Source organism: Micromonospora sp. NPDC049114, assembly GCF_040648635.1.
In the GTDB taxonomy this organism is placed as follows: domain Bacteria; phylum Actinomycetota; class Actinomycetes; order Mycobacteriales; family Micromonosporaceae; genus Micromonospora.
The window spans coordinates 722,530-746,257 of record NZ_JBEZEA010000002.1; the positions used below are offsets into that span (position 1 = coordinate 722,530).

Below are 23,728 nucleotides of genomic sequence, written 5' to 3' on the forward strand. Positions count from 1 at the left end.
GGCTAACCGCCGAGAGTGACGTGCAGGACGCGTTCGTTGCTGTTGTTCGGGGTGCTGTCCTTGTCGCCGGTGTTGGTGGTGGTGAGCCACAGTCCCCCGTCGGGCGCCGGCTCCACCGTCCGCAACCGGCCGTAGGTGCCACTGAAGTACGTCTGCACGTTCGTCAGGCTGCTGCCGCTGATCACGGCGCGGTACATCCGCGTACCGCGGGCGCAGGCGACGTAGAGCGCGTCGCGCACGATCGCGATGCCGGAGCAGGAGCCCTCGGCGGTCGGGTAGGTGCGGGCCGGCGCGATGTAGCCGGCCGTGCCGCAGGTGCCGCTGGTGCCCTCGCAGGCCGGCCAGCCGTAGTTGCCGCCCCGCGTGATCAGGTTGGTCTCATCCATGATCGAGTTGCCGAACTCCTGCTCCCACAGGCGGCCCTGCGAGTCGAACGCGAGCCCCTGCGGATTGCGGTGACCGTAGCTCCACACGTAGTTGCCGAACGGGTTGTCCGAGGGCACGCCGCCGTCCGGGTTGAGGCGCAGGATCTTGCCCTCGAGGCTGGAGCGGTCCTGGGCGTACGCGCCGTTCTGCGCGTCGCCGGTGCTGGCGTACAGCTTGCCGTCCGGGCCGAAGCGCAGCCGACCGCCGTTGTGGTACTTGTTGCGCCGGATCCCGCTGAGCAGGACCTGTTCGCTGGCGGTGGTGAGCCGGTCGTTCTCCATCTTGATCCGGACGATCCGGTTGTCGCTCGGCGAGGTGTGCATGATGTAGAGCCACCGGTCGCTGGCGAAGCTCGACGAGATCGCGAGGCCCAGCAGACCACCTTCACCGTCGGTGCTCTGCACGTTCGGCACGGTGCCCACTGTGGTCTTCGTCCCCGTGGTGGGGTTGAGGTGGATGATGTCGTGCGCGTCGCGGCGGTTGTAGAGGACGGTGCCGTCCGGCAGCGTCACCAGGCCCCACGGGACGTCGGTGTCGGTGGTGACCTGCCGCACCGTGCACACCGGGTTGGCGCAGGCGCCGCCGGTGCTCACCGCGACGGAGGCGCTGCGCGCCGAGGCGTTGTCCTGCCCGTCGCGAGCGAGGACCTGGTACTGGTACGTGGTGTTCGCCGCCAGGCCGCTGTCGGTGAAGGTGGTGGCCGGCGGGGCGCCCGTGACAGTGCCGATCTTCACGCCATTGCGGTAGACGTCGTACGCCCGGACCCCGACGTTGTCGCTCGATGCGGTCCACCGCAGGGTCACAGTGGTCCCCGACGCGGTGCCGGTGAGCTGCGTCGGCGTGCTCGGCGGCACGGTGTCGGCCTGGCAGGGCGGCGGCGTGATCGTCACGGTGGCACTGGCCTGCGACACGTTGCCGGCGGCGTCGCGCGCGTTGACGTACAGGCCCCAGGTCGCTCCGGGGACGACGGTGAGGCTGGCCGACAGGGTGCCGCCGCTCACCGAGGTCATGAGCTGGCCGTCGTGGTAGATGTCGTAGAACGCCACCGCGACGTTGTCCGTCGAGGCGTTCCACGCGAACGTCACCGAGTTGCAGGTCAGCCCGCTCACCCGGGGGTTGCCCGGGGGCGTGGGCGGCTGACTGTCGGTGCTGCCCAGCGATGACGTCCAGCGCTGGTTGGCCTGCCCGTTGCAGGTCCAGAGGCCGACAGTCGTGCCGTTGGCGGTGCCGCCGCCGGTCACGTCCAGGCAGAGCCCGGACTGGACACCGACGATGCTCCCGTCGGCGTTGATCCGCCAGCGCTGGTTGGCACCGCCGGTGCAGCCGTAGATCTGCAGCGCGGCCGGCGCGCTGGTGTCCTGGCCGACCACGTCGAGGCACATCGTCGCGTCGTACGCCCGCAACTCGCCGGCCGCGGTGAACGTCCAGGCCTGGTTGGCCTGGCCGACGCAGTCGTAGATGTTGATGCCGGCGCCGGGTGTCCGTGAGTTGCCCACCACGTCCAGGCACCGACCGGACGCCACACCGACGACTGTCGACGGGCCCGCCGCCGACGCCGGCACACCGACCGCCGCGGCCAGCAGCACCGCCACGGCGAACGCCGGCACCAGCCGTCGTGGTCTGACTCGGGCGAAGTTTCGCATCCGTCCTCCAGGGTCGGGGCATCGAACGGCCCGACCCCACGCCGGACGACCCAGCGCCCGACCGGACCGACGAGAAGCAACATCGACCATCAAAGATGGATTCGCGGCACATGTCAAACGATGTCGTTCGATCGGGGACAAACCGATCAACGGGGTCGCCGCCGCCGGTCGGGACAGGCGCGCGGGGCGCCGGCGGTGATCCGACCCGGCGGCCGGACCGCCCCAGCCCGCCGTGCGGGGCGATCCGGCCGGCGGTCAGCTCGCCCTGCGTGAGACCGTTGGCCAAGGTGCGGCCGGCTGCCGTCGCCGCCCGGCAGACCAGGTCGCCGCGAGCGACCCGAATCGACATCCGTCAAGGTCTGTCGATGGCGGAAGTATTGGTAGCACGTCAGCGCACTGTCAACGTTTATCGGAAACATTGCGGAATCACCTGACGAGCGTCGCCCGCTGAACGGCCTGTCGAACCTGGCCAGAGCCCTGATCAATCAGTCGACAACAGATGCCTCGGCGACGTCCGTCATCGATTGGTCGGATCTCCGGCGAGAGTTCCGGGAGATTTCCGGATCACGCGATCGAGTGCTCCCTGAATCGAGGCCGAAAGGTCCGGCCTTTGCGAGCACCTGGTTGCCCTTGCGCCGACATCCCGGCTGCTCCCGGGTCACGTCGAGCACGAGAGCGGCTCCGGACGGCTCCGGCCGGGGTTCCGGAAATTGTTGACGCGTCGGAATTCCCGCTGCAATACTCCGATCCATTCTGGTCGATGCGATCCGGCTTCCGGCGAGCTTCGGTCGATCTCCCCACCCACCACCCACACGTCCGGACCGGACCGTGCCGCCCACACACACCGGGGCGCGTCCGACCCGGTAGAAGGGGCACAGATGAGCACTGTCTCCGCTGGCACGCTCGTACGGTCGAGGCGACTCCGTGCGGTGCTGTCCATCCTCGCCACCGCCGTCGCGACATGCGGCGTCGTCGTCGTGGCCACCGCGACCCCGTCGAGCGCCGCCACCTGCAACGGCTACGTCGGGCTCACCTTCGACGACGGTCCGACCGGCAGCACCAGCGCCCTGCTGAACGTGCTGCGCGCCAACGGCGTACGGGCCACGATGTTCAACATCGGGCAGAACGCGCAGAACAACAGGTCGGCGGCGCAGGCACAGGTGGCCGCCGGCATGTGGGTCGGCAACCACAGCTGGAGCCACGCCCACATGACGTCGATGAGCCAGTCCCAGATGCAGTCCGACCTGTCCCAGACGAGTTCGGCGATCCAGTCCGCGACCGGCAGCCGGCCGCAGCTGTTCCGGCCGCCGTACGGGGAGACCAACTCGACCCTCCAGTCGGTCGCCTCGTCGCTCGGGATGCGGCAGGTGATCTGGGACGTCGACTCACAGGACTGGAACGGCGCGAGCGTCAGCCAGATCGTGTCGAACGCCAGCCGTCTCCAGGCCGGCCAGGTCATCCTCATGCACGACGGGATCCAGAACACCCGGGACGCCATCGGCCAGATCGTGGCCAACCTGACCAGCCGCAATCTCTGCCCCGGCATGATCTCGCCGTCCACCGGTCGCGCGGTCGCACCCGATGGCGCGACCCCGCCGCCGGGCAGCACGACTCCCCCGCCCAGCAGCACGACCCCGCCCCCGTCCGGCGGCAGTTGCACGGCGACGGCGACGACGCCGAACGTCTGGGGTGACCGGTACAACACCTCGGTCACCGTCAGCGGCACCAGCACCTGGACGGTGGTGGTCGCCCTCACCGCGCCGCAGAAGGTCTCCACCATCTGGAACGGCAACGCCACCTGGGACAGCAGCGGCTACGTCATGACCGTGCGCCCCAACGGCAGCGGCAACACGTTCGGCTTCACCACGATGTTCAACGGCAACAGCAGCGCCCGACCGCAGATCCGCTCCTGTACGGCCGGCTGACGCCGCGACGGTCCTGCGTGGCGTCGACTGACGTCACGCAGGACCGAGCCGTCCCGCACACCACGAACCGACCCGTCCCGATCACCCGACCGGGTTTCCGGACAAAAACGCCCATCTCCGAATAACTCTCCCGTAATAGCGTGAGTTGCGTGCCACCGGGCCAGAACCACTCTGGTCGATCGCTGGCGGAACCCACATCGAGAGGATCGGACCATGCGCGACCTATCTCGTCGCGAAGTACTCAAGGCGACGGCGGCCGTCGGCGCGGGGGCCGCGGTCTTTCCCGGCATCGTGGCCGCCGGCACCCCGGGGTTCGCGGCCGACGGCGGCCCGGGTCCGTCTTCCACCGCGGAGTGCCCGCCGGCGGAGCTGACCGGCCGCATCGTCCGCCCGCAGGATCCCGGCTACGCGAACGCGAGCCTCGGCTGGGACGAGCTGTTCGTCCGCTACCCGCTGGTCATCGTCTTCGCCCAGAACACCCAGGACGTGGTCAACGCCCTGACCTGGGCGCGGCAGAACGACGTCGCGCTGCGGGTGCGCAGTGGCCGGCACAGCCTGGAGGGCTGGTCGAACGTCGACAACGGCATCGTGATCGACGTGAGCGAGCTGAAGTCGACAGACATCGACTACGCAAGCCGCACCGCGCGGGTGGGCGCCGGGCTCAACCAACTGGAGGCGGTCACCGCGCTCGGTGAGCACGACCTCGCGGTGACCACCGGGACGGAGGGCAGCGTGGGCCTGTCCGGCGCGACCCTCGGCGGCGGTCTCGGCTTCCTCACCCGCTACCTCGGGATGGCCTGCGACAGCCTGATCGGGGCGGAGATCGTGGTCGCGTGGGGCACCAACGGCGCGAAGGCGATCGAGGTGGACCTGCACAACCACGAGGACCTGCTCTGGGCCCTGCGCGGCGCGGGCAACGGGAACTTCGGGATCGTCACCTCACTCACCTACCGGGTGACGCCGCTGCACAGCGTCGCCTACGTCCAGGCGACCTGGGACGGCCTGGGCGACCTGGAGGAAATCTTCGACACCTGGCAGCGCATCGCTCCGTTCACCGACTACCGCCTCGGGACCCAGGTCGAGATCCACAAGTCCCAGATCCTGCTGTTCGCGGTGCTCGCCGACGGTCCGGAGGCCGAGGCGAGGGAGTTGCTGGAGCCGATCCTCTCGATCGGCAGCCCCGAGGTCACCGTACAGACCGGGGGCTGGGGCGAGATCTACGCGGGCTTCCAGATCCCGACCGAGGACGAGCCCGCCAACTGGAAGTTCTTCTCGCAGTTCTCCAACCGGCCGTTCCCGAAGAAGGCGATAGGTGTGGTCCGGGCCTTCATGGACAAGGCACCCACGGACGACAGCAACTTCTTCCTCCAGGCGTTCGGCCGCGGGGCCCAGGCGCACGAGCCCCGTGGCGGGTCCGCGTTCCCGCACCGCGACGCGCTCTTCTACTCCGAGCCGGGCGTCGGCTGGGGCACGCGCGGGGAGCCGGACAGCGGCGACGCCCTCACCCCGATCGCCCAGACCTGGATCGCCGAGTTCAGCCAGGCCCTGCGGCCGTACGTCGACGGCGCCTACGTCAACGTGCCGAACATCGGGATGGCCGAGTGGGAGTCGGCCTACTGGGGGTCCAACTTCTACCGACTGCGCAAGGTCAAGGCGAAGTACGACCCGCACAACGTCTTCCAGTACGAGCAGAGCATTCCACCCGCGACCTGCTGAAGCGACGGCCCCGGGCCACGCGTGGGCGTGGGCGTGGCCCGGGGTCGTGGCGCGCGGCGACGGTCGTGGCCACCGGCGGAGTGTGCCGACCGGAGCGAGCGCAACTTTTGCCGTCGGCGAAAAAAGATCAGCTCCTTGTGAAGAAAGCCTCACCCCGGTGAGGATATTCAGATGCGTCGTCTCCCCCAGAGTCTCGGCCGGCTGGTCGCGGGCGTGCTCGCGCTCGCCCTCGCCACGGCGGTCACCCTTCTCGCATCCGCTCAGCCCGCCGCAGCTCACGGGACGTTCGCGATGTCCACTCCCGAGAGCGGCGCCACGGTGCCGGGGCCGTTGACGTCGGTGGCGCTGTACTTCACGGAGAAGGTCGGCGCCAACGCCTACTTCACGGTCACCGCGCCGAACGGCGTCCGCGTCGACAACGGCTGGACGTACGGGGAGCCGAAGCCGCTGACCAAGCCGGTGCGGGAGTACTTCCTGGTCGACGGCCAGTTCCAGCCACGCGAGTACACGACAGGCTTTCCGGCGGTGGTGTCGGTCGCGCACCTTCCCGCCGCCGGCCAGTACTCGGTGAGCTACCTGTCGGTGGCCTCCGACGGTGACGCGGTGCGCGGCACGATGACGTTCCGCTACACCGGCCGGGCGACCAAGGCTCCGCAGGGTTGGCAACCGCCGACCCAGCAGCCCGACCCCGCGCTGCTGGCGGCCATCGACCAGCACGCCTCCACGGGGCAGCAGCCGGTGGCCTCGGCGGCGCCCGCCGGCTCGCTCGGCACGACGCCTGCGGCGCCCGCCGCACGCCCGCAGGAGCGAAGCGGCCCGGGCGCGCTGCTCGGGGTCGGTGGGGCGGTCGCGGTCCTGGCTGCGGTGGCGGGATTCGTCCTCTGGCGTCGTCGTTCGTCGCCCGCGGGTGGATCGCCTGGCCGGGTCCGCACGTCGAAGGCTCCCGCCGGCCGGGGCGGTCGCGTCGCCCCCTCGGCACGCAAGCCCGTCGGCGCCAAGAGCACGGCGACCGCCGGCAGGAACGCGGCGACCGCCGGCAGGAGCCCGGCGACCACGGGCGGCGGTCGCGCGGCAGGTGGCAGGCAGCGCAGCGCCGCCGTACCCCCGGCGCAGAGAAGCGGCGCGCGCTCCAGCGCGCGAGGTCCGGTAGTGGTCGAGTCCGCGCCGGCGCCGTCCGCGCAGGCCCTGGCCACGCCCGAGGACGCGTCGCCCGCCGAACGGTCGCGGCCCGAGGCGCAGGACGGCACCGGGGCACGCGGGTCACGACTGACCAACACCCACCTGGCGCTGCTCGTCGGCGGGCTCATGGTGGCTCTGCTGGCCGGCTTCGGGCTCGCCCGCATCGGCGCCGGCGACGCGTCCACTGCCGGGAACGCTCGTCGGCCCGGGGCCGCCGGCGGGGCGCCGACCGGCGCCGGGGAGGCCCTGTCGGCCGGGAACGGGCACGACCACGCGCCCGGGACGGGGCCGCACTCGCATCCGGGGGACGTCGGCGCGGGTGAGACGCTGGCGACCGGGACGACGGTCAGTGCGGGCGGTTACACGTTGCAGCCCCTGGAGCGGACCCAGCCGCCCGGCGTACGCGCGGACTACCGGTTCCGGATCGTCGGGACCGACCGGCAGCCGGCGACGCGTTTCGCCGTCGTGCACGAGAAGCCGTTGCACCTGATCGTGGTGGGGCGCGACCTCGGCGGCTACCAGCACCTGCACCCGACGATGGCGTCCGACGGCACCTGGAGCATCCCCCTGACACTGGCCCGACCGGGTGGCTACCGCGTCTTCGCCGACTTCTCCGTCAACGCCCCCGACGGTCGACAGGTGCCCCTCGTGCTGGGCGTCGACCACCACGTGCCGGGCGCGTACGCCCCGGCCGCGTTGCCACCGACCCAGGCGCAGGCGACGGCCGGACCGTTCACGGTGTCGATGACCGGGACGCCCACCGCCGGGGTGACCGCGCCGGTGCGATTCCAGCTCACGCGCACCGACGCCGCCGGGCCGGTCCAGCCGCAGCGATACCTGGGCGCGTACGGGCACCTGGTCGTCGTTCGCGAGGGTGACCTGGGGTACGTGCACGTCCACCCGGAGCAGGAGCTGGTCGACGGCGCTGTCGCGTTCTGGCTGACCGTCCCCAGCGGCGGCCGGTACCGGGCCTTCTTCGACTTCCAGGTCGACGGGAAGGTCCAGACCGCCGAGTACACGATCAACCTGCCCTGACGGCTGGCCCACGCGGCCCCGGTTCGACGGAGGACGTCAGCCGTACGTCCTCCGGTGAGCCCACCGAGGGCGCGTCGGCCACGACACGCGTCGATGGTGTCGTGATGAGCACAGCATCCGCTCGGGGATTTGTCCGGTTCCGCCGCTCTGTTCCCCAGGTTGGTGGAACGATGGCTGTCGTGGGAACTGCCGAGACTGCCATGCCTGCCATTTCGCCGCTTGCCGGTGAGCCGATCAAACGCGCGGATGCCGAGCGGCTCGCGGGGGTGCTGAAGGCGTTCGCCGATCCGGCACGCCTGCGGCTGCTCAGCCTGATCCAGGCCGCCCCGGAGGGCGAGGCCTCGGTCACCGACCTCACCGCGCCGCTCAACCTCTCTCAGCCGACCGTGAGCCATCACCTGCGGATTCTCACCGAGGCCGGTCTGATCGAGCGCGAGAAGCGCGGCGTGTGGGCGTATTACCGCATCGTGCCGTCGGCGATCGCGGCGATCGCCGACCTGCTGACGCCGCCCCGCAAGCGGCCGACGAAGAAGACTCGCTGAGCGACCGCGGCGCCGGTCGTCGTCACCGGACCCGGGCGACGGCGGCGTTGAACGACACGTCCTCTACGGACGGGCGCGGCTGCGGCGCGTCGTCGGCGTGCCAGCGCGCCACCGACACGATGCCCGGCTCGACGAGCTCCAGCCCGTCGAGAAGGGCCGCGAACTGCTCGGTGCTCCGGGCCTGGAACCGGCCGTCGCGGTTGTTGGCTTCGAGCTGGGCGGTGACGGCGGGCGGCAGGTATTCCCAGGTCACGTGCGAGGCGACCACGTAGCTGCCGGACGGCAGCGCCGCGATGAGCCGATCGAGGATGCCCTTGGGGTCCTCGTCGTCGCGGATGAAGTGCAGGATGGCCACCAACATCAGCGCGACGGGCCGGGTCAGGTCCAGTGTCGTGCGCAGATCGGGGTGGGCGAGGATCGTCTCCGGCTCGCGCAGGTCGGCGTCGAGGTAGGCCGTCCGCCCCTCGGGCGTGCTGGACAACAGCGCGCGGGCGTGGGCCAGGACGATCGGGTCGTTGTCGACGTACACCACCCGTGCCGACGGGTCGATGCCCTGGGCAACCTCGTGGGTGTTGTCGGCGGTCGGGATGCCGGTCCCGATGTCCAGGAACTGCCGGACGCCGTGCCGCGCCAGGAAGCGCACCGCGCGTTGCAGGAACATCCGGTTCTCCACGGCGGAGAGCCGGATGGTGGGCATCGCGGCCGCGAGCGCGTCGCCGGACTCCCGGTCGGCGGCGAAGTTGTCCTTGCCACCCAACAGGTAGTTGTACCGGCGGGCAGGGTGCGCGACCGAGGTGTCGATCCGGTCGGTCGCCGAAAGGTCTGCACCGCGTGACGTCATCCGGCCTCCCCAGTGCTGCGCGTTCTCCACAAGGTACACACCTGGCCGCCGGCGGGGAGACCCCGTCAGCCCCCGTTCAGGTCGCGCAGCTCTCGACCGGCGCCGACGTGCCGCCCCGGTCCGGAGCCGGGTCCGCGCCGCAGACACCGGCGAGCAGGTCGGCGGTGGTGTGCGCCTGGATGCCGGGCTGCGCGCCGTCGGCGAACCGCGCGACGACCGACCGGACGTGGCGCGCGGCCGGTTCGGCGAGGCCGTCGTAGACGGCTTCGAACAGCTCCCGGGCCGGCCGTCGGAGCCAGCCGGGCGGCAGCAGCTCCAGCGGCAACCGGGGGTCGAGGGTGGGAAACCGCCGGAAGGTGTCCATGACCTCGGTACGCGCCCGTACCGCCGCCGCGCCGTCGACGGCTCCGGATCGCAGCACCGGCACCAGGGGCGTCCAGCGCCGCAGGAACTCCTCGTAGTGCCGTCCGATCGCCTCGATGTCCCAGGCGTCGATGGGAGCGCGCTGGCCGATCACGTCGAGCGCGGCCTGCCGCCCGCGAAACACCGTGACGGCGCCGAGGGTGAATCGGGTGAGCTGGGCCCTGCCCTGCGCGCTCAGTTCGTACGGCGAGATCCACAGACCGTCGTACAACGGCGCGTACCCGAGCCAGCGGAGCTGGCCCCGCAGGGCCCGTCGCTGGGTGCTGTGATCCTGCGGCAGGGAGAAGGCGACGATGGTCCAGCATCCGTCCCACGTCGTGACCTCGGTGGTGGCGGCCAGGATCCATCTGCCGCCGCTGGACAGGTTCGCGGCGGCGGCGCGGCTGATCCGGTAGGAGCTGCGCCGCCCCTCCCGGCTGCCCTCCAGCACACCCCGACGGGCCAGGCGGCTGATCGCGGCGCGAGCGCCGGCAGTGCTCACCCCGGCCTCGGCGAGCAGCGCGACGAGGGCGGCGGACGGGATCCGCGCGCGGTTGCGCAGGGTGTAGTCGGCCAGCAGGGTCACCGCGAGATCCTGCGGCGAGCTGCCGGCCTGTCGCCGGGGCAGCCGCGGCGGGTCGTCCCCGTCGTCGGGATAGATCTCCTCGATGGTGAAGGGGCTTGCCACAGGCGCTCCCGGCTCGACTCAGGGACGGTGCACCGACTGTAGACGGACGGTCCGTGCCGCCGGGACCGCCGCGGCGGTCACCACCACTCGTGCAATTGAGGTACGTCGATTGACACTTCGACGACCGCGAGGAACACTATCTGCAACGCGACGCCGCACAGAGCCGGGCACAGGGCAAGCACACGTAGTGGGCGAGGCGCGATCACCACGGGCAGTCGGGCGCACCCGTGACCGCCGCGCGACCACACGCAACCCGCACAGGTGATCGAAGGAGTCGTCCCCGTGAAGATCCGAAGAAAACTGCTGCTCGGCCTGGTCACGTCGCTGGCAGCGGCCGGCCTGGTGGCACCCGCCCTCCAGCCCGCGTACGCCGCATCCCTCACCGAGGTGACCAGCTTCGGCGACAACCCCGGCGGAATGCGCATGCACGTCTACGTGCCCGACACCCGCCCGACCAGGCCCGCGATCGTGGTCGCCATGCACGGCTGCGGAGGATCGGGCCCCGGCTTCTACTCCGGCAGCGAGTTCGCCGCCCAGGCCGACCGGTACGGCTTCATCGTGATCTACCCGACCGCGACCCAGCAGGCCGGGTTCGGCAACTGCTTCGACACCTGGTCGGACGCCGCCAAGCGCCGCGGCGGCGGCAGCGACCCCGTGTCGATCATCTCGATGATCCGCTACGCCCAGCAGCAGTACGGCGGCGACCCCGACCGGGTGTACGCCACCGGCAGCTCGTCCGGCGGCATGATGACCAACCACATGCTGGCGCTGTATCCCGACGTGTTCAAGGCCGGCGCGGCGTTCATGGGAGTCCCCTACAACTGCTTCGCCAACGCGGCGGACTATCCACCGGGGAGCAGCCAGTGCACCGGCGGGAACATGAACCGCACCCCGCAACAGTGGGGTGACGCGGTCCGTCAGGCGTACCCCGGCTACTCCGGCCCCCGCCCGCGTGTGCAGTTGTGGCACGGCACCAGCGACACCCTCGTGCCGTACTCGCTGCTGCAGGAGACGATCGAGCAGTGGACCAACGTGTTCGGGCTCAGCCAGACACCCACCTCCACCGACACACCGCAATCCGGCTGGAACCGGCGTCGGTACGCCGACGCGAGCGGGACCGTTCAGGTCGAGGCGTACAGCATCCAGGGGGCCGGGCACAGCCTGCCCTCCGCCGGCATGGCCGCTGCCGCCGTCGCCTTCTTCGGCCTGACCGCCCCGCCGAACCCGACCACACCGCCGCCAAACCCGACCACGCCGCCACCCAACCCGACCACGCCGCCCCCGAACCCCACGACGCCGCCACCCAACCCGACCACGCCGCCCCCGAACCCGACCACGCCGCCGCCGGGTTCCGGCGCGTGCCGGGTGAGCGTCGCCGTCAACGCCTGGAACACCGGCCTGACCGAGAACTTCACCATCACCAACACCGGTGCCAGCGCCGTCAACGGCTGGTCGCTCGTGTTCACCCTGCCCGGCGGGCAGAGCATCACCTCGGGCTGGAACGCGACCTACTCCCCCACGTCCGGCCAGGTGACGGCCCGGAACGTCGCCTACAACGCCAGCATCCCGCCGAACGGATCGGTCACGATCGGCTTCCAGGCCACGCACACCGGCAACACCGCCCGACCGAGCTCGTTCACACTCAACGGCGCGACCTGCACGATCGCCTGATCGCGGACCTCCACCAGGGCTGAGCTGTCCGAGCCCGGACGAGATCGGGCCGGCCCCGTCGCGCGCAGCGACGGGGCCGGCTCGGACCAGGCGTCGGGCGGCCGACCAGGTGGGCGGCCGGGTCGCCTAGTTTCCTGCGGGCACCTGGTCCTTGACCTCGTCGTAGCCGACCGCGCCGGGCGCGTCGGTCGGCGCGTAGATCACGCGGAGCACGCCCGTCGGGAACACCTCGGTCGCCGTCACCCGCAGGTGGTACGGGGTGTCACCGTCGTCGAACAGCCTGCGGCCCTTGCGCGCCGCCACAGGGTGCACCAGCAGGCGCAGCTCGTCGACCAGCCCGGCGGCGAGGAGCTGCTGCACCACGGAGATCGACCCGGGAATGAGGATGCCCTTGATTCCGGCGTCGGCCTTGAGCGCGGCGACGGCCGCCGGGAGATCGCCGTCGACGAGCTCCGAGTTGCGCCAGGAGAACTCCAGCGGCTGGCGGGACACGACGACCTTGCGCACGTCCCCGAGCTGCTTGGCAAACCCGGCGTCCTCGCCACCCGCCGCCTCCCGGTCGGGCCAGGCTCCGGCGAAGCTGTCGTAGGTCACCCGGCCGATGAGCAGCACGTCGGACGTGTCGTAGTCCTCGGTGACGGCGCGGCCCATGTTGTCGTCGAAGTACGGGAAGTGCCAGTCGGGGTCGATCTCGGCCACGCCGTCGGCCGAGATGAACAGCGTGGAGATGACCTTCGCCATCGCAGTGCTCCTTCAGATCAGGTGCTGTCGGCAGAGAGACGGCCCCAGCATCCCAAACTGGTCGGACACTCACCGGCCTCTCGCACCGCGCGCCGCGGACGGAACGCCACCGAACACGACCGAACTGTCGGACGCGCCCGGTAGGTTGCCCAGACATGGCCACGCCCGCCGACGTCCGCCACGACCTCGCGCGCCTCGCCGACCCGGCCCGGGCGGCCGGATCGAGCCGGCTCCTCCAGCTGGTCCCCGGCGGCTACGGCGAGGGCGACCGCGCGATCGGCGTTTCCGTACCAGACCAGCGGCGGATCGCCGCCCGGTACTGGCGCGATCTCTCCCTGACCGACACGGCGGAGCTGCTGACGGGCGACGTGCACGAGGAGAGGTTGACGTCGCTGTTCGTTCTGGTCCGCAAGTTCAGCCGGGGCGACGAGGAGGAACGGGGCCGCGTCGTCCGTCTCCTGCTGGACAACACGGACCGCGTCAACAACTGGGACCTGGTGGACTCGTCCGCCCCGTACATCCTCGGGCCGTGGCTGATCGACAAGGACCGGAGCGTCCTGGATCGCCTGGCCGCGTCGGACCTGGTGTGGGACCGGCGCATCGCCATCATGGCGACCTTCGCCTTCATCAGGGTCGGTGACTTCGACTGGACGTTTCGCCTGGGTGAACGGCTCCTGCACGACCCGCACGATCTGGTCCGCAAGGCGGTGGGCTGGATGCTGCGCGAGGTGGGCAACCGCGACCGGGCGGCCGAGGAGGAGTTCCTGGCCCGGCACCACCGGGTCATGCCGCGCGTCATGCTGCGGTACGCGATCGAGAAGTTCGAGCCGCAGCGACGCAGCGAGTACCTGTCCGGGCTGGACTGACGGACGTCAGGCGGTCGGCGGCAGGACGCGGACGAGCCCCGGTCGATCGCTGACGGATCGGCCGGGGCTCGTCGGTGACGCAGGATCAGGCGAGGTCGAACCGGTCGAGCTCCATGACCTTCGTCCAGGCCGCGACGAAGTCCTGCACGAACTTGTCGCGCGCGTCCTGGCTGGCGTAGACCTCGGCGAGGGCCCGCAGCTGGGAGTTGGAGCCGAAGATGAGGTCGACCGCGGTGGCGGTCCACTTCACCTCGTCGGTGGCCAGGTCCCGGATCTCGTACACGTGCTCGTCGGACTTCGACGCGCTCCACCGGGTGCCCGGGGAGAGCAGGTTGGCGAAGAAGTCGTTGGTGAGCACACCGGGCCGGTCGGTGAGGACGCCGTGCTGGCTGCCGCCGGTGTTGGCGCCGAGCGACCGCAGACCGCCGACGAGGACGGTCATCTCGGGCGCGGTCAGGTTCAGCATGTAGGCACGGTCGACGAGCAGCACCTCCGGCTGGGTCTTCTCACCCGGGCGCAGGTAGTTGCGGAACCCGTCGGCGCGCGGCTCCATGACCCGGAAGGACTCGACGTCGGTCTGCTCCTGGGTGGCGTCGGTGCGGCCCGGCCGGAACGGCACGGTCACCTCGACACCCGCGTCGCGCGACGCCTTCTCGACCGCGGCCGAGCCGGCCAGCACGATCAGGTCGGCCAGCGAGATCTTCGCCCCACCTGCGGCGTTGAACTCCTGCTGGATGCCCTCCAGAGTGCTCAGCACCGACGCGAGCTGCTCGGGCTGGTTGACCTCCCAGTTGCGCTGCGGCTCGAGGCGGATCCGCGCGCCGTTGGCGCCACCGCGCTTGTCGGTGTACCGGAAGCTCGCGGCGGACGCCCAGGCGGTGGAGACCAGCTGATCGATCGTGAGACCGGACTCGAGAACCTTCGCCTTGAGCGCGGCGATGTCGGCGTCACCCACCAGCTCGTGGTCGACGGCCGGCACCGGGTCCTGCCAGAGCTGCGGCTCGGCCACCCACGGTCCGAGGAAGCGCTCGATCGGGCCCATGTCGCGGTGCAGCAGCTTGTACCACGCCTTGGCGAAGGCCAGCGCGAACTGGTCGGGGTTCTCCAGGAAGCGACGCGAGATCTTCTCGTACGCCGGGTCGACGCGCAGCGACAGGTCGGTCGTGAGCATCGTCGGCTTGTGCTTCTTCGCCGGATCGAAGGGGTCCGGGATGATCGCCTCGGCGTCCTTGGCGACCCACTGCTTCGCCCCGCCCGGGCTGGTGGTGAGTTCCCACTCGTAGCCGAAGAGGATCTCGAAGAAGCGGTTGCTCCACTGCGTCGGGACGTCGGTCCACGTCACCTCGAGACCGCTGGTGATCGTGTCGGCGCCCTTGCCACTGCCGTGGGTGCTCAGCCAACCGAGGCCCTGCGCCTCCAGCGGGGCGCCCTCGGGCTCCGCGCCGACGTGCCCGTCGGCGACACCGGCGCCGTGGGCCTTGCCGAAGGTGTGGCCGCCGGCGATGAGGGCGACGGTCTCCTCGTCGTTCATCGCCATCCGACGGAAGGTCTCCCGGATGAAGTGCGCCGCCGCCATCGGGTCCGCGTTGCCGCGGGGGCCCTCCGGGTTGACGTAGATGAGGCCCATCTCGGTCGAACCGACGCCGGCCGCCATCTCCTTCTCCGAGGAGTACCGCTCGTCGCCGAGCCAGGTGTCCTCCGGACCCCAGAAGATCTCCTCGGGCTCCCACACGTCCTCGCGACCGAAGCCGAAGCCGAAGGTCTTGAAGCCCATCGACTCCAGGGCGACGTTGCCGGCGAGCACGATCAGGTCGGCCCAGGAGATCTTCTGGCCGTACTTCTGCTTGACCGGCCAGAGCAGCCGGCGGGCCTTGTCCAGGTTGGCGTTGTCCGGCCAGCTGTTGAGCGGGGCGAAACGCTGACCGCCGTCGCCGGCGCCACCGCGGCCGTCCTCGATGCGGTAGGTGCCGGCGGCGTGCCAGCTCATCCGGATCATCAGACCGCCGTAGTGGCCGAAGTCGGCCGGCCACCAGTCCTGCGAGGTGGTGAGGACCTCGACGATGTCGCGCTTGAGGGCCTCGACGTCGAGCTTGGCGAACTCCTTGGCGTAGGAGAAGTTCGCACCCAGCGGGTTGCCCTTGGACGAGTGGGCGTGCAGGACCGAGAGGTCGAGCTGGTTGGGCCACCAGTCCCGGTTGGTGCGCGGACGACCACCGGTCTTCGGGGTCGGCGAGTCGATCGCCGGGTTCTCGCTCTCGCTGCCGTGCGCGGTCACCGAGTCGTGCGCGACCGGGCAGCCTGCTGCGGCCTTCTCGTCCACGCCCTGCGCGCTGGCGGGGCGGTTGTCCTGGGTGTCGCTCATGTACTTCCTTCCGAACTGGCGGATCACTGGGAGGTGCGGGCGGTCGCGCAACCGGGGCAGGTGCCCCAGTAGACGACCTCCGCCTCGTCGACCACGAAGCCGTGGTCGTTCGAGGCGGTGAGACAGGGTGCGTGACCGACGGCGCACTCGACGTCGGCGATGGCGCCGCAGGAGCGGCACACGACATGGTGGTGGTTGTCCGCGATCCGGGACTCGTAGCGGGCGGTGGCACCGGCGGGCTGGATCCGGCGGACCAGGCCGGCGTCGGTGAGCACACGCAGTACGTCGTACACGGCCTGGTGGGACACGGTGGGATGCTCCGCCCGCACCAGCGCGATCACCGCGTCGGTGCCGACGTGGGGGTGGTCGCGCAGGGCCGCGAGCACCGCCAGCCGGGGCCGGGTCACGCGCAGCGAGGCGGCTCGCAGTTGCGCCTCGAAGTCGGGCATCACCCGACGAACACTAGCTCACTTTTTTGGAACGGATCAAGTTTCACCCGATCCGGCACGCGGAAGTGGCGGCAACCTCTCCGGGACCCACTTCCCGCGCTCCCGCTGGCCAAGGTCCGGAAAGTCTTCGGAAATTTCGGGGGCTTCCGACCGGGGCGGCCGTCGCCAGCGCCGACATTCGTATGACGATACCGAACTCTGATTGACTACTGACCTGCCTCGACGCGCGCCCCCTCCGCTGCGGGAGGCCAGCGCGACGTTGCCACGGCGTTTCCGGAAATTGTTGACAAGTCGACGACCGGGTTAATACGGTCGCCATCGACGACGTTCAATCACCGTCAGCACCAGCCACCACGGCCCACTCCTCCGGTCGTCGTGCAGGACGACCGGCCAACCACCACCACGCGGCACCACGCCGTGGCCGTTACGAGGAGGAACCACCCACATGACCGACACCAGCCACACCCCCACCAGGCGAGGGAGGCGCGGCCGCATCCGGCTTCTCCTGGGCGCCGCGTGCGCCGCCGTCCTGGCCGTCGCCGGCACGGTGACGGCGACCAACGCGTACGCCGAGGCCGACCGGACGCTCACCTCGAGCCTGACCGGCACGCACAACGGCTACTACTTCTCCTTCTGGAAGGACGGCGGCAACGCCAGCATGACGCTGCGCGAAAACGGCCGGTACTCCAGCAGCTGGGACCGCAGCACCAACAACTGGGTCGGCGGCAAGGGCTGGGCCACCGGCTCGCGGCGGACGGTCAGCTACTCGGCCAACTACAACCCGGGGAACAACAACACCTACCTCGCCCTGTACGGATGGACGCGCAACCCGCTCATCGAGTACTACGTGGTGGAGAACTTCGGCAGCTACAACCCGAGCAGCGGCGCCCAGCGACTGGGCACGGTGACCACTGACGGCGGCACCTACGACATCCTGCGCAGCCAGCGGGTCAACGCTCCGTCGATCGACGGAAACCAGACGTTCTACCAGTACTGGAGCGTCCGTCAGAACAAGCGCTCGAGTGGCACCATCACCACCGCCAACCACTTCGACGCCTGGGCCCGCGCCGGCCTGAACCTCGGCACCAACCACAGCTACCAGATCATGGCCACCGAGGGTTACCAGAGCAGCGGCAGCTCCGACGTCACCGTCCAGGAGGGCGGCGGCGGCAACCCGACCTCCGGGCCCACCTCCGGACCCACCACCGGTAACCCCGGGAACGGCACCTGCAACGCGACGCTCTCCGCCGGTCAGCAGTGGGGCGACCGCTTCAATCTCAACGTCGCGGTCAGCGGCACCAACAACTGGGTCGTCCGACTCGGTCTCGGCGGCGGCCAGAGCATTCAGAACAGCTGGAACGCCTCCGTCAGCGGCACCAGCGGAACCGTCACCGCCAGGCCGAACGGCAACGGCAACAACTTCGGCATAACGGTCATGGCCAACGGCAACTGGAACTGGCCGACTGTCACCTGCGGAACCAGCTGATCCCGACCGACTCCGCGCACCGACACCCGGCCCCGCCGCCACGCGACGGGGCCGGGTGCTGCGCCTGTCCGATCCGGCGGCCGGCGATGGGACTCGCGACTAGAGCCCCTGGCCGATCTCCACCAGATAGCCGTCGGGGTCGCGGAGGTAACAACGGATCTCGGTGCCGTGGTCCTTCGGCTCGGTGAGGAAATCCGCGCCCCGGGCCTTCCATTCGGCGTAGAGCGTGCGGATGTCCCGGACGCGGACGTTCATCGCGCAGCTCAGGGTGTTGGAGTCCGTCGGGGCCTTGGCCTGGACCGTCGGCTTGTCGTCAGTCGGGCCGCCCTCGACGTTGATAATGATGTAGCTGTTGAAGAACTTCATGATCAGCGGGTTCGCGTCGTGGACGCACGTCGCCCCGAACACGCGCTCGTAGTATTCGCGCGACCGATCGATGTCCCGGACGATGAGCAGGGTCGCCAGGAACATGCCGTCTTCGGGCTCGAAATAGTCCGGAGCCGGGTTGGCCAGCGTCATAGCCGCCTCCTCGTCGCCTGCCTCCGCTGCACGGGCGGCGACGGGGTTCCCGCCAGGGTGGGGCCGAAACCGGGAACCGCACGGGAGATCACGAGTACATCAGGTGCAGCGTCATCCCGGCGTCGGCGTGCCCCAGGTTGTGGCAGTGGTTGGCCCACATCCCCGGGTTGTCGGCCCGGAACGCCACCTCCCACACCTCACCCGGCCGGACGTCGAACGAGTCCAGCCACAGCGGACTTCCGATCGCCGGCGAGCCGGTACGGGACAGCACGAGGACGTGGTGGCCGTGCAGATGCCACGGGTGCACGGTCTGCGACCGGTTGACGATCGTGAAGCGGACGACGTCGCCGCGGTGCACGACCTGCGGCGGGATGTCCGGATCGGCCGCGCCGTTCACGGTGTGGGCGTATCGCGGGAGCAGTCCGTGCAGGTCGAGACCACGATCGAGGACGAGGGTGAACTCCCGGTCGAACCCGGTCCACGGCGCCGGAGCCGGCACGCCGTAGGTGAGCGGGTCCAGGACGGGCCACCCGCCGGTCGCCGTCGACACCTCCCCGGTGGACCAGACCACCCGTCCGTCGACGAACAGCGCCACCGGGGTGGCCTGCGCGGTGAACACCAGGTCGTAGCGGCCCCCGGCCGGGATCAGCACCGCGGTGTCCACGAGCGGCGTCGGACCCCGCAGATCGAAGCCGTCGATCGCGGCCACCTGGAAGGCGGTCCCGGCCAGGGCGTAGCGGTGCGTCGTGTTGTCGGTGTTGATCAGACGCAGCCGTACCGGCACACCGGCCTCGACCCGCTCCACTCTCGCCGCGGGAAGTGGACGACCCGCCAGGGTGTGCACCGGCACGGTGACGTCGAGGCCGGTCGTCGGCCCCGGGCGCACCACCAGGACGCCGTAGAGGCCCATCCGCACACCGACGTCGGACACCGCGTGGGTGTGGTACCAGTACGTCCCGGCCTGATCGGCACGGAACCGGTAGACGAACTCCTGGCCGGGCAGCACCGCTGCCTGCGTCACGCCGGGCACCCCGTCCTGACTGTTCGGCACGTCGTACCCGTGCCAGTGCAGTGTGACGCCCCGCCCGATGTCCCGGTTGCGCAGCGTCACCTCCACGACGTCGCCGACGGTGGCGGTCAACTCCGGCCCGGGTACCTGCGCGTTGAACGCCCATGCCGCTACGTCGCGGCCACCCACGTTCACCGTGGCCGTCCCGGCCGTCAGGGTGAACCGCCGAGTGGGTTCGTCGGTGGTCCGGATCTGCGGATAGCCATGATCATGCGGTACGGCGGTCGCGGTGTCCGGTGCGACGGCCAGCCCGGTTCCGGCCAGCAGGGCAGCGACCGTCGTCACGGTGGCCGCGCGGGACACCGTCCGGGACGGGCGCGCGTCGAGAAAGCGCCACGTGACCGCCGTCGCCGAGCCGATCCCGGCGACCGCGAGCAACCCCGTCGACGGCGACGCCGGATAGCCGTGCAGGATCGTCACGAGCAGGGCGCCGCTCACGGCGTACCCGGCGAAGAGGAGCGGGACCGCGACGGACCTGATGTCGCCCGCGGCCCGCAGCAGCCGCGGCCCGGCGACGATCACCGCGGCGAGCGACAGGGGCGCGGCGACGAGGACCTTCTCCGCGGCGAACCACCAGCCGGCGCGGGCGAGCGCGATCACCGTGAGGGCACGGCCGAGCGTGGCGAGCAGCGCGAGGGCGGCCAGCCCGAGGGCGAGCGGACGGCGTCGGGCGGCCGCCGCGGCGCCGCCGCCCAGCCATCCGGCGGCGGTGAGAACGGCGAGCACGAGGTCCGCCACGAGCAGCGAGCCGGTGGTCATGCCAGCTCCTGCTCCCGGACGGCCGCGCGGATGTCGCCCACCGGCGCCGGACCGCCCAGCCTCCGCGCTCCCCGCAGGACGCCGACCACGACGTGCACCGCGACGATGCCGTTGATCGCGTGCAACCCACCGATGGTCAGGCCGAGCACGGTGCTGACGCCGGCGGCGTCGGTGGAGCCGTTGGCGAGCATGGCGAGCAGCGCCTGCACGACGACGAGGCCCAACGGCAGGATCGCCAGTCCGACGAGTCGGCCCGGCGCCCTCGCCAACGCGGCGAACAGGGCGGTGAGCACTGTGAGGACGGGGATCACCGCCATGCCGTTGGCGCTGTGCAGGGCGTACGCGCCGTCGCCCCCGGGCTTCGTGAACGCGCCGACGGCGGCGAAGACGAACTGGACGGCGAACGCGACGAGCAGGAGTGCGGCGCTGACGACGAATGCCTTACGCATGGTGGGCTCCTAGAGGTGCGCCGAGGCCAGGGCCTGGGCGACGTGGTCGGTGGCGGTGATCGCGCCGTACGCGACCAGCCGGACGAGGTCGGCGTCGGCGGGGTGCGACAGCCGCCAGAGGGCGACGTCCCCCACGCTTATCGAGCTGGGCGCGAACGCCGCCAGCAACGCGATCCGGGTTCCGATGCGGTCCCGTCCCGGCACGTCCCGGACGAGGTCGACGGCCCAGTCGGCGGGCCGGGCCGGGAACCGCCCGTCCTCCCAGCGCACGGTTGCCGTCACGGTCTGGCGGGCCACGTCGCCCAGCAGGTCCCCGCCCCGGGTGGCGGCGGTTCGCAACGAGGCGTAGGCGAGACCGACGGGGCTGTCCCCCGCCCAGGCCGGCGGCGGCGTCGGACCGGCATCGAGGAGCGGCAGGCTGCGTCCGGGTTCCCTCGGCTCCCGGGCGGCCCTGGCGTACAGGCGACCCCCGACCGAACGCACCAGCGGTGCGCGTTGCAGGCCGCCGGGGAGCAGGTCGGGGTCGAGCAGCGCCGAGACGATCCGGTTGATGAAGTGGAAGGCGAGCAGGGTGCCGGTGACCTCCGGGCCGTACGGGCTGCGCCAGTCGGCGGCCCGGGGGCTGCGGCTGGCCTGGGCCCAGCGGGCGAGTTCGGCGTGCCTCGGGTCGGCTGGCGTCCCGCCCCGGGCGACCACCTCGGCCAGCGAGTGCTCGCCCAGGGCGTGCAGCAGCAGCACGTGGGCGTCGATGCAGAACTGACAGCGGTTGGCTCGGGACACGGCCGCCGCGACGAGTTCGCGCTCGACCCGGGACGCGTCCCCGGCGAGCAGGGCCTCGCGCAGCAGTGACCAGGTCGCGGCCAGCACCTCCGGCACGGCCGAGAGCACCTGGAAGGTGGGCAGTGGCCCGAGGAAGTCCTCACGCGACTGCTGGTAGACCTCCGCGGTGCGGCCGGTGACCGCCTTCGTGGGAACGGGGGTGAAGAAGCGGTATGTCATGAGGTCGATGCTCGCCGCGGCGGGCTGGGAAAACGTCGTGCCGCCGCAGACACTTGCTCCGGCGCGATACCGCGTCCGTGGTACGGCTGATCTACCGCGTGCGCGGGATGCTCCCCGGACGACTGCCGTTCTACAGTGCGACCATGCGCCGCGACCTGCCGTACGCCCTCAGTGGTCTCGCCCTCGGCGGCCTGCTGCTCGGCAACGCCGCGCTCGCGCCCGACGCCGCGACGGTCGGGGCCCTCGACGTCGCCCTGGTCCTGGCCATGGCGGCGGCCCTCGCGGTGTGCCGGCGGTACCCGGTGGTCGCGCTGGGCGTGGTGACCGCCGCCATGCTGGCCGTGCACGTCCGGGTGCATTCCGGGGTGTCCGCCGCGTTCCCCGTTCTCGGTGTGGTCTACCTCGCCGCCTGGCGGGGTCGCCGGGCGGCCGCCGCCGTGGCCAGCCTCGCCTTCCTCGGTGGCTTTCTGGCCCGCGACTTCTCGGTGGCGCCCGCCGACCGCCCCAACCAGCTGATCGTCGAGCGGACGGCCCTGCTGCTGGGATGGTTCGTGGCGGCCAACGTCGCCGGGCTCGTCGGTCGGCAACGCCGGGCGTACCTGGAGCAGGTCGAACAGCGGGCCATCGAGGCCGAGCGCACCCGCGAGGAGATGGCGTTGCGGCGGGCCGGGGAGGAGCGGCTGCGCATCGCCCGCGACCTGCACGACTCCCTGACCCACAGCATCTCGGTGATCAAGGTGCAGGCGGGGATCGCCGTGCACCTGGCCCGTAAGCACGGCGAGGAACCGTCGGCCACGCTGCTGGCGATCCAGGAGGCCAGTGGCGCCGCGATGCGGGAACTACGCACCACCCTCGACATCCTGCGCGCGCCCGACGACGACCGGGTCGGGCTGGCCCGGGTGGACGAACTCGCCGAGCGGACCCGGGCGGTCGGCGTGCCGGTCCAGGTCACCGTCAGCGGTCGGCCCCGGAGCCTGCCCGACGAGGTCGACCAGGCCGGCTACCGGGTCGTGCAGGAGGCCCTGACCAATGTGGCCCGCCATGCCGGCCCGGCGTCCGCGCACATTCACGTCGAGTACGCCCCGGCCGGGCTGACCGTGGCGGTCACCGACGACGGGCGGGCGTCGCCGGCACGACCCCCGACACCGGGGGTGGGACTGCGCGGTATGCGGGAACGGGTCACCGGACTGGGCGGCACACTGGAGGCCGCCGCCCGCGACGACCACGGGTTCACGGTGCGGGCCACGTTCCCCCTGGACGAGCCGGCATGATCCGGGTCCTGCTCGCCGACGACCAGGCGCTGATGCGAGCCGGTTTCCGGGCGCTGTTGGAGGCCGAGGACGACCTGGAGGTCGTCGGCGAGGCCACCGACGGCACGTCGGCCGTGCACCTCGCGCGACGCCTGCGCCCCGACGTCGTACTGATGGACGTGCAGATGCCGGGGCTCGACGGCATCGAGGCGACCCGACGCATCGCCGTGGATCCCGACCTGGCCGCGATCCGGATCCTCATCCTCACCAACTACGGGCTCGACTCCTACGTCTTCGCCGCCCTGCGAGCGGGCGCCAGCGGTTTCCTGCTCAAGGACGCCGACCCCGCCGACCTGCTGCAGGCCGTCGCCGTCGTGGCGCGCGGCGACGCGCTGCTCGCCCCGACCGTGACCCGTACGCTGATCAGCGAGTTCGTGGCCGGCCCACCGCCGGCCGTACCGGGGGCGGGCCGGGACGTGCTGACCGCCCGCGAACAGGAGATCGTCGAGCTCGTCGCCCGAGGGATGACCAACGACGAGATCGCCGTGCGGATGGTGATCAGCCCGTTGACCGCCAAGACCCACGTGAACCGGGCGATGACGAAGCTGCACTGCCGTGACCGGGCCCAGCTGGTCGTGTGGGCGTACGAGTCGGGACTGATCACGCCGCGCCGCCGGTGACCGTGCCGTCCCGGCGGCGCGGCGCGAGCCC

Annotated in this window: 19 protein-coding genes; 9 read left to right on the forward strand and 10 right to left on the reverse strand. The window is 71.1% G+C overall.

From position 1 onward, the window contains the following. Positions 1–2 precede the first annotated feature (2 nt). On the reverse strand, positions 3–2,069 hold the full coding sequence (locus tag AB0B39_RS10830) for a PQQ-dependent sugar dehydrogenase (RefSeq protein ID WP_357574163.1): 2,067 nt from the start codon (positions 2,067–2,069) through the stop codon (positions 3–5). Between the two features lie 878 nt (positions 2,070–2,947). Here AB0B39_RS10830 and AB0B39_RS10835 point away from each other — a divergent pair. From AB0B39_RS10835 to AB0B39_RS10850, 4 genes are all read left to right on the forward strand, one after another. Then, positions 2,948–3,994: a polysaccharide deacetylase family protein gene (locus AB0B39_RS10835; protein ID WP_234581226.1), complete on the forward strand. Its 1,047-nt coding sequence runs from the start codon at positions 2,948–2,950 to the stop codon at positions 3,992–3,994. A 213-nt stretch (positions 3,995–4,207) separates the two neighbouring features. Continuing rightward, a complete protein-coding gene (locus tag AB0B39_RS10840; RefSeq protein ID WP_357574164.1) occupies positions 4,208–5,710 on the forward strand; it encodes an FAD-binding oxidoreductase in 1,503 nt (500 codons plus the stop codon). A 171-nt stretch (positions 5,711–5,881) separates the two neighbouring features. Continuing rightward, on the forward strand, positions 5,882–7,924 hold the full coding sequence (locus AB0B39_RS10845; protein ID WP_357574165.1) for a copper resistance protein CopC: 2,043 nt from the start codon (positions 5,882–5,884) through the stop codon (positions 7,922–7,924). Positions 7,925–8,094: 170 nt separating this feature from the next. After that, a complete protein-coding gene (locus tag AB0B39_RS10850) occupies positions 8,095–8,466 on the forward strand; it encodes a metalloregulator ArsR/SmtB family transcription factor (RefSeq protein WP_007461709.1) in 372 nt (123 codons plus the stop codon). A 22-nt stretch (positions 8,467–8,488) separates the two neighbouring features. On the opposite strand, the gene AB0B39_RS10855 is transcribed toward AB0B39_RS10850, so the two are convergent. Beyond that, positions 8,489–9,307, reverse strand: coding sequence for an SAM-dependent methyltransferase (locus AB0B39_RS10855; RefSeq protein ID WP_357574166.1), 819 nt, complete (start codon positions 9,305–9,307; stop codon positions 8,489–8,491). A 76-nt stretch (positions 9,308–9,383) separates the two neighbouring features. Then, a complete protein-coding gene (locus AB0B39_RS10860; RefSeq protein WP_357574167.1) occupies positions 9,384–10,397 on the reverse strand; it encodes a PaaX family transcriptional regulator C-terminal domain-containing protein in 1,014 nt (337 codons plus the stop codon). 282 nt (positions 10,398–10,679) lie between these two features. On the opposite strand from AB0B39_RS10860, the gene AB0B39_RS10865 reads away from it, so the two are divergent. Continuing rightward, positions 10,680–12,068, forward strand: a complete 1,389-nt coding sequence (locus AB0B39_RS10865; RefSeq protein ID WP_357492716.1) for a PHB depolymerase family esterase — start codon at positions 10,680–10,682, stop codon at positions 12,066–12,068. Between the two features lie 126 nt (positions 12,069–12,194). On the opposite strand, the gene AB0B39_RS10870 is transcribed toward AB0B39_RS10865, so the two are convergent. Next, complete coding sequence (locus AB0B39_RS10870; protein ID WP_357492718.1) at positions 12,195–12,809, reverse strand: dihydrofolate reductase family protein; 615 nt, start codon at positions 12,807–12,809, stop codon at positions 12,195–12,197. Between the two features lie 155 nt (positions 12,810–12,964). Between AB0B39_RS10870 and AB0B39_RS10875 the strand changes: the two genes are divergently transcribed. Further along, positions 12,965–13,675 carry a DNA alkylation repair protein gene (locus AB0B39_RS10875; RefSeq protein WP_357574168.1) on the forward strand — a complete coding sequence of 237 codons (711 nt, stop codon included), beginning with the start codon at positions 12,965–12,967 and terminating at the stop codon, positions 13,673–13,675. Between the two features lie 85 nt (positions 13,676–13,760). Here AB0B39_RS10875 and katG read toward each other — a convergent pair whose 3' ends face one another. Continuing rightward, positions 13,761–16,037, reverse strand: a complete 2,277-nt coding sequence (gene katG, locus AB0B39_RS10880; protein WP_357492722.1) for a catalase/peroxidase HPI — start codon at positions 16,035–16,037, stop codon at positions 13,761–13,763. 23 nt (positions 16,038–16,060) lie between these two features. Beyond that, positions 16,061–16,489 carry a Fur family transcriptional regulator gene (locus AB0B39_RS10885; protein ID WP_357574169.1) on the reverse strand — a complete coding sequence of 143 codons (429 nt, stop codon included), beginning with the start codon at positions 16,487–16,489 and terminating at the stop codon, positions 16,061–16,063. A 442-nt stretch (positions 16,490–16,931) separates the two neighbouring features. On the opposite strand from AB0B39_RS10885, the gene AB0B39_RS10890 reads away from it, so the two are divergent. Continuing rightward, entirely contained in the window at positions 16,932–17,972 is a 1,041-nt protein-coding gene (locus AB0B39_RS10890; RefSeq protein WP_357492726.1) for a glycoside hydrolase family 11 protein, read from the forward strand. Positions 17,973–18,071: 99 nt separating this feature from the next. On the opposite strand, the gene AB0B39_RS10895 is transcribed toward AB0B39_RS10890, so the two are convergent. From AB0B39_RS10895 to AB0B39_RS10910, 4 genes are all read right to left on the reverse strand, one after another. Further along, a complete protein-coding gene (locus tag AB0B39_RS10895; protein ID WP_357492728.1) occupies positions 18,072–18,491 on the reverse strand; it encodes a VOC family protein in 420 nt (139 codons plus the stop codon). 88 nt (positions 18,492–18,579) lie between these two features. After that, the gene (locus AB0B39_RS10900; RefSeq protein ID WP_357574170.1) at positions 18,580–20,319 is read right to left on the reverse strand and encodes a multicopper oxidase family protein; all 1,740 of its coding nucleotides are present in this window, start codon (positions 20,317–20,319) and stop codon (positions 18,580–18,582) included. After that, a complete protein-coding gene (locus tag AB0B39_RS10905; RefSeq protein WP_357574171.1) occupies positions 20,316–20,768 on the reverse strand; it encodes a DUF6220 domain-containing protein in 453 nt (150 codons plus the stop codon). The genes AB0B39_RS10900 and AB0B39_RS10905 overlap by 4 nt, the downstream gene beginning before the upstream one ends. 9 nt (positions 20,769–20,777) lie before the next feature. Beyond that, a complete protein-coding gene (locus AB0B39_RS10910) occupies positions 20,778–21,767 on the reverse strand; it encodes a carboxymuconolactone decarboxylase family protein (protein WP_357574172.1) in 990 nt (329 codons plus the stop codon). A 143-nt stretch (positions 21,768–21,910) separates the two neighbouring features. Here AB0B39_RS10910 and AB0B39_RS10915 point away from each other — a divergent pair, with 143 nt between their 5' ends. Both AB0B39_RS10915 and AB0B39_RS10920 read left to right on the forward strand, forming a co-directional pair. After that, the gene (locus AB0B39_RS10915) at positions 21,911–23,038 is read left to right on the forward strand and encodes a sensor histidine kinase (protein WP_357492736.1); all 1,128 of its coding nucleotides are present in this window, start codon (positions 21,911–21,913) and stop codon (positions 23,036–23,038) included. Next, positions 23,035–23,697: a response regulator transcription factor gene (locus AB0B39_RS10920; protein WP_234581198.1), complete on the forward strand. Its 663-nt coding sequence runs from the start codon at positions 23,035–23,037 to the stop codon at positions 23,695–23,697. Before AB0B39_RS10915 ends, AB0B39_RS10920 begins: the two co-directional genes overlap by 4 nt. Positions 23,698–23,728: the final 31 nt, after the last annotated feature.

What these genes read in the sequence shown, in the direction of transcription:
- AB0B39_RS10830 (WP_357574163.1), bottom strand. Translation starts at nt 2,069, where the DNA reads ATGCGAAACTTCGCCCGAGTCAGACCACGACGGCTGGTGCCGGCGTTC.
- AB0B39_RS10835 (WP_234581226.1), top strand. Translation starts at nt 2,948, where the DNA reads ATGAGCACTGTCTCCGCTGGCACGCTCGTACGGTCGAGGCGACTCCGT.
- AB0B39_RS10840 (WP_357574164.1), top strand. Translation starts at nt 4,208, where the DNA reads ATGCGCGACCTATCTCGTCGCGAAGTACTCAAGGCGACGGCGGCCGTC.
- AB0B39_RS10845 (WP_357574165.1), top strand. Translation starts at nt 5,882, where the DNA reads ATGCGTCGTCTCCCCCAGAGTCTCGGCCGGCTGGTCGCGGGCGTGCTC.
- AB0B39_RS10850 (WP_007461709.1), top strand. Translation starts at nt 8,095, where the DNA reads ATGGCTGTCGTGGGAACTGCCGAGACTGCCATGCCTGCCATTTCGCCG.
- AB0B39_RS10855 (WP_357574166.1), bottom strand. Translation starts at nt 9,307, where the DNA reads ATGACGTCACGCGGTGCAGACCTTTCGGCGACCGACCGGATCGACACC.
- AB0B39_RS10870 (WP_357492718.1), bottom strand. Translation starts at nt 12,809, where the DNA reads ATGGCGAAGGTCATCTCCACGCTGTTCATCTCGGCCGACGGCGTGGCC.
- AB0B39_RS10875 (WP_357574168.1), top strand. Translation starts at nt 12,965, where the DNA reads ATGGCCACGCCCGCCGACGTCCGCCACGACCTCGCGCGCCTCGCCGAC.
- katG (WP_357492722.1), bottom strand. Translation starts at nt 16,037, where the DNA reads ATGAGCGACACCCAGGACAACCGCCCCGCCAGCGCGCAGGGCGTGGAC.
- AB0B39_RS10890 (WP_357492726.1), top strand. Translation starts at nt 16,932, where the DNA reads ATGACCGACACCAGCCACACCCCCACCAGGCGAGGGAGGCGCGGCCGC.
- AB0B39_RS10895 (WP_357492728.1), bottom strand. Translation starts at nt 18,491, where the DNA reads ATGACGCTGGCCAACCCGGCTCCGGACTATTTCGAGCCCGAAGACGGC.
- AB0B39_RS10900 (WP_357574170.1), bottom strand. Translation starts at nt 20,319, where the DNA reads ATGACCACCGGCTCGCTGCTCGTGGCGGACCTCGTGCTCGCCGTTCTC.
- AB0B39_RS10905 (WP_357574171.1), bottom strand. Translation starts at nt 20,768, where the DNA reads ATGCGTAAGGCATTCGTCGTCAGCGCCGCACTCCTGCTCGTCGCGTTC.
- AB0B39_RS10910 (WP_357574172.1), bottom strand. Translation starts at nt 21,767, where the DNA reads ATGACATACCGCTTCTTCACCCCCGTTCCCACGAAGGCGGTCACCGGC.
- AB0B39_RS10915 (WP_357492736.1), top strand. Translation starts at nt 21,911, where the DNA reads ATGCGCCGCGACCTGCCGTACGCCCTCAGTGGTCTCGCCCTCGGCGGC.
- AB0B39_RS10920 (WP_234581198.1), top strand. Translation starts at nt 23,035, where the DNA reads ATGATCCGGGTCCTGCTCGCCGACGACCAGGCGCTGATGCGAGCCGGT.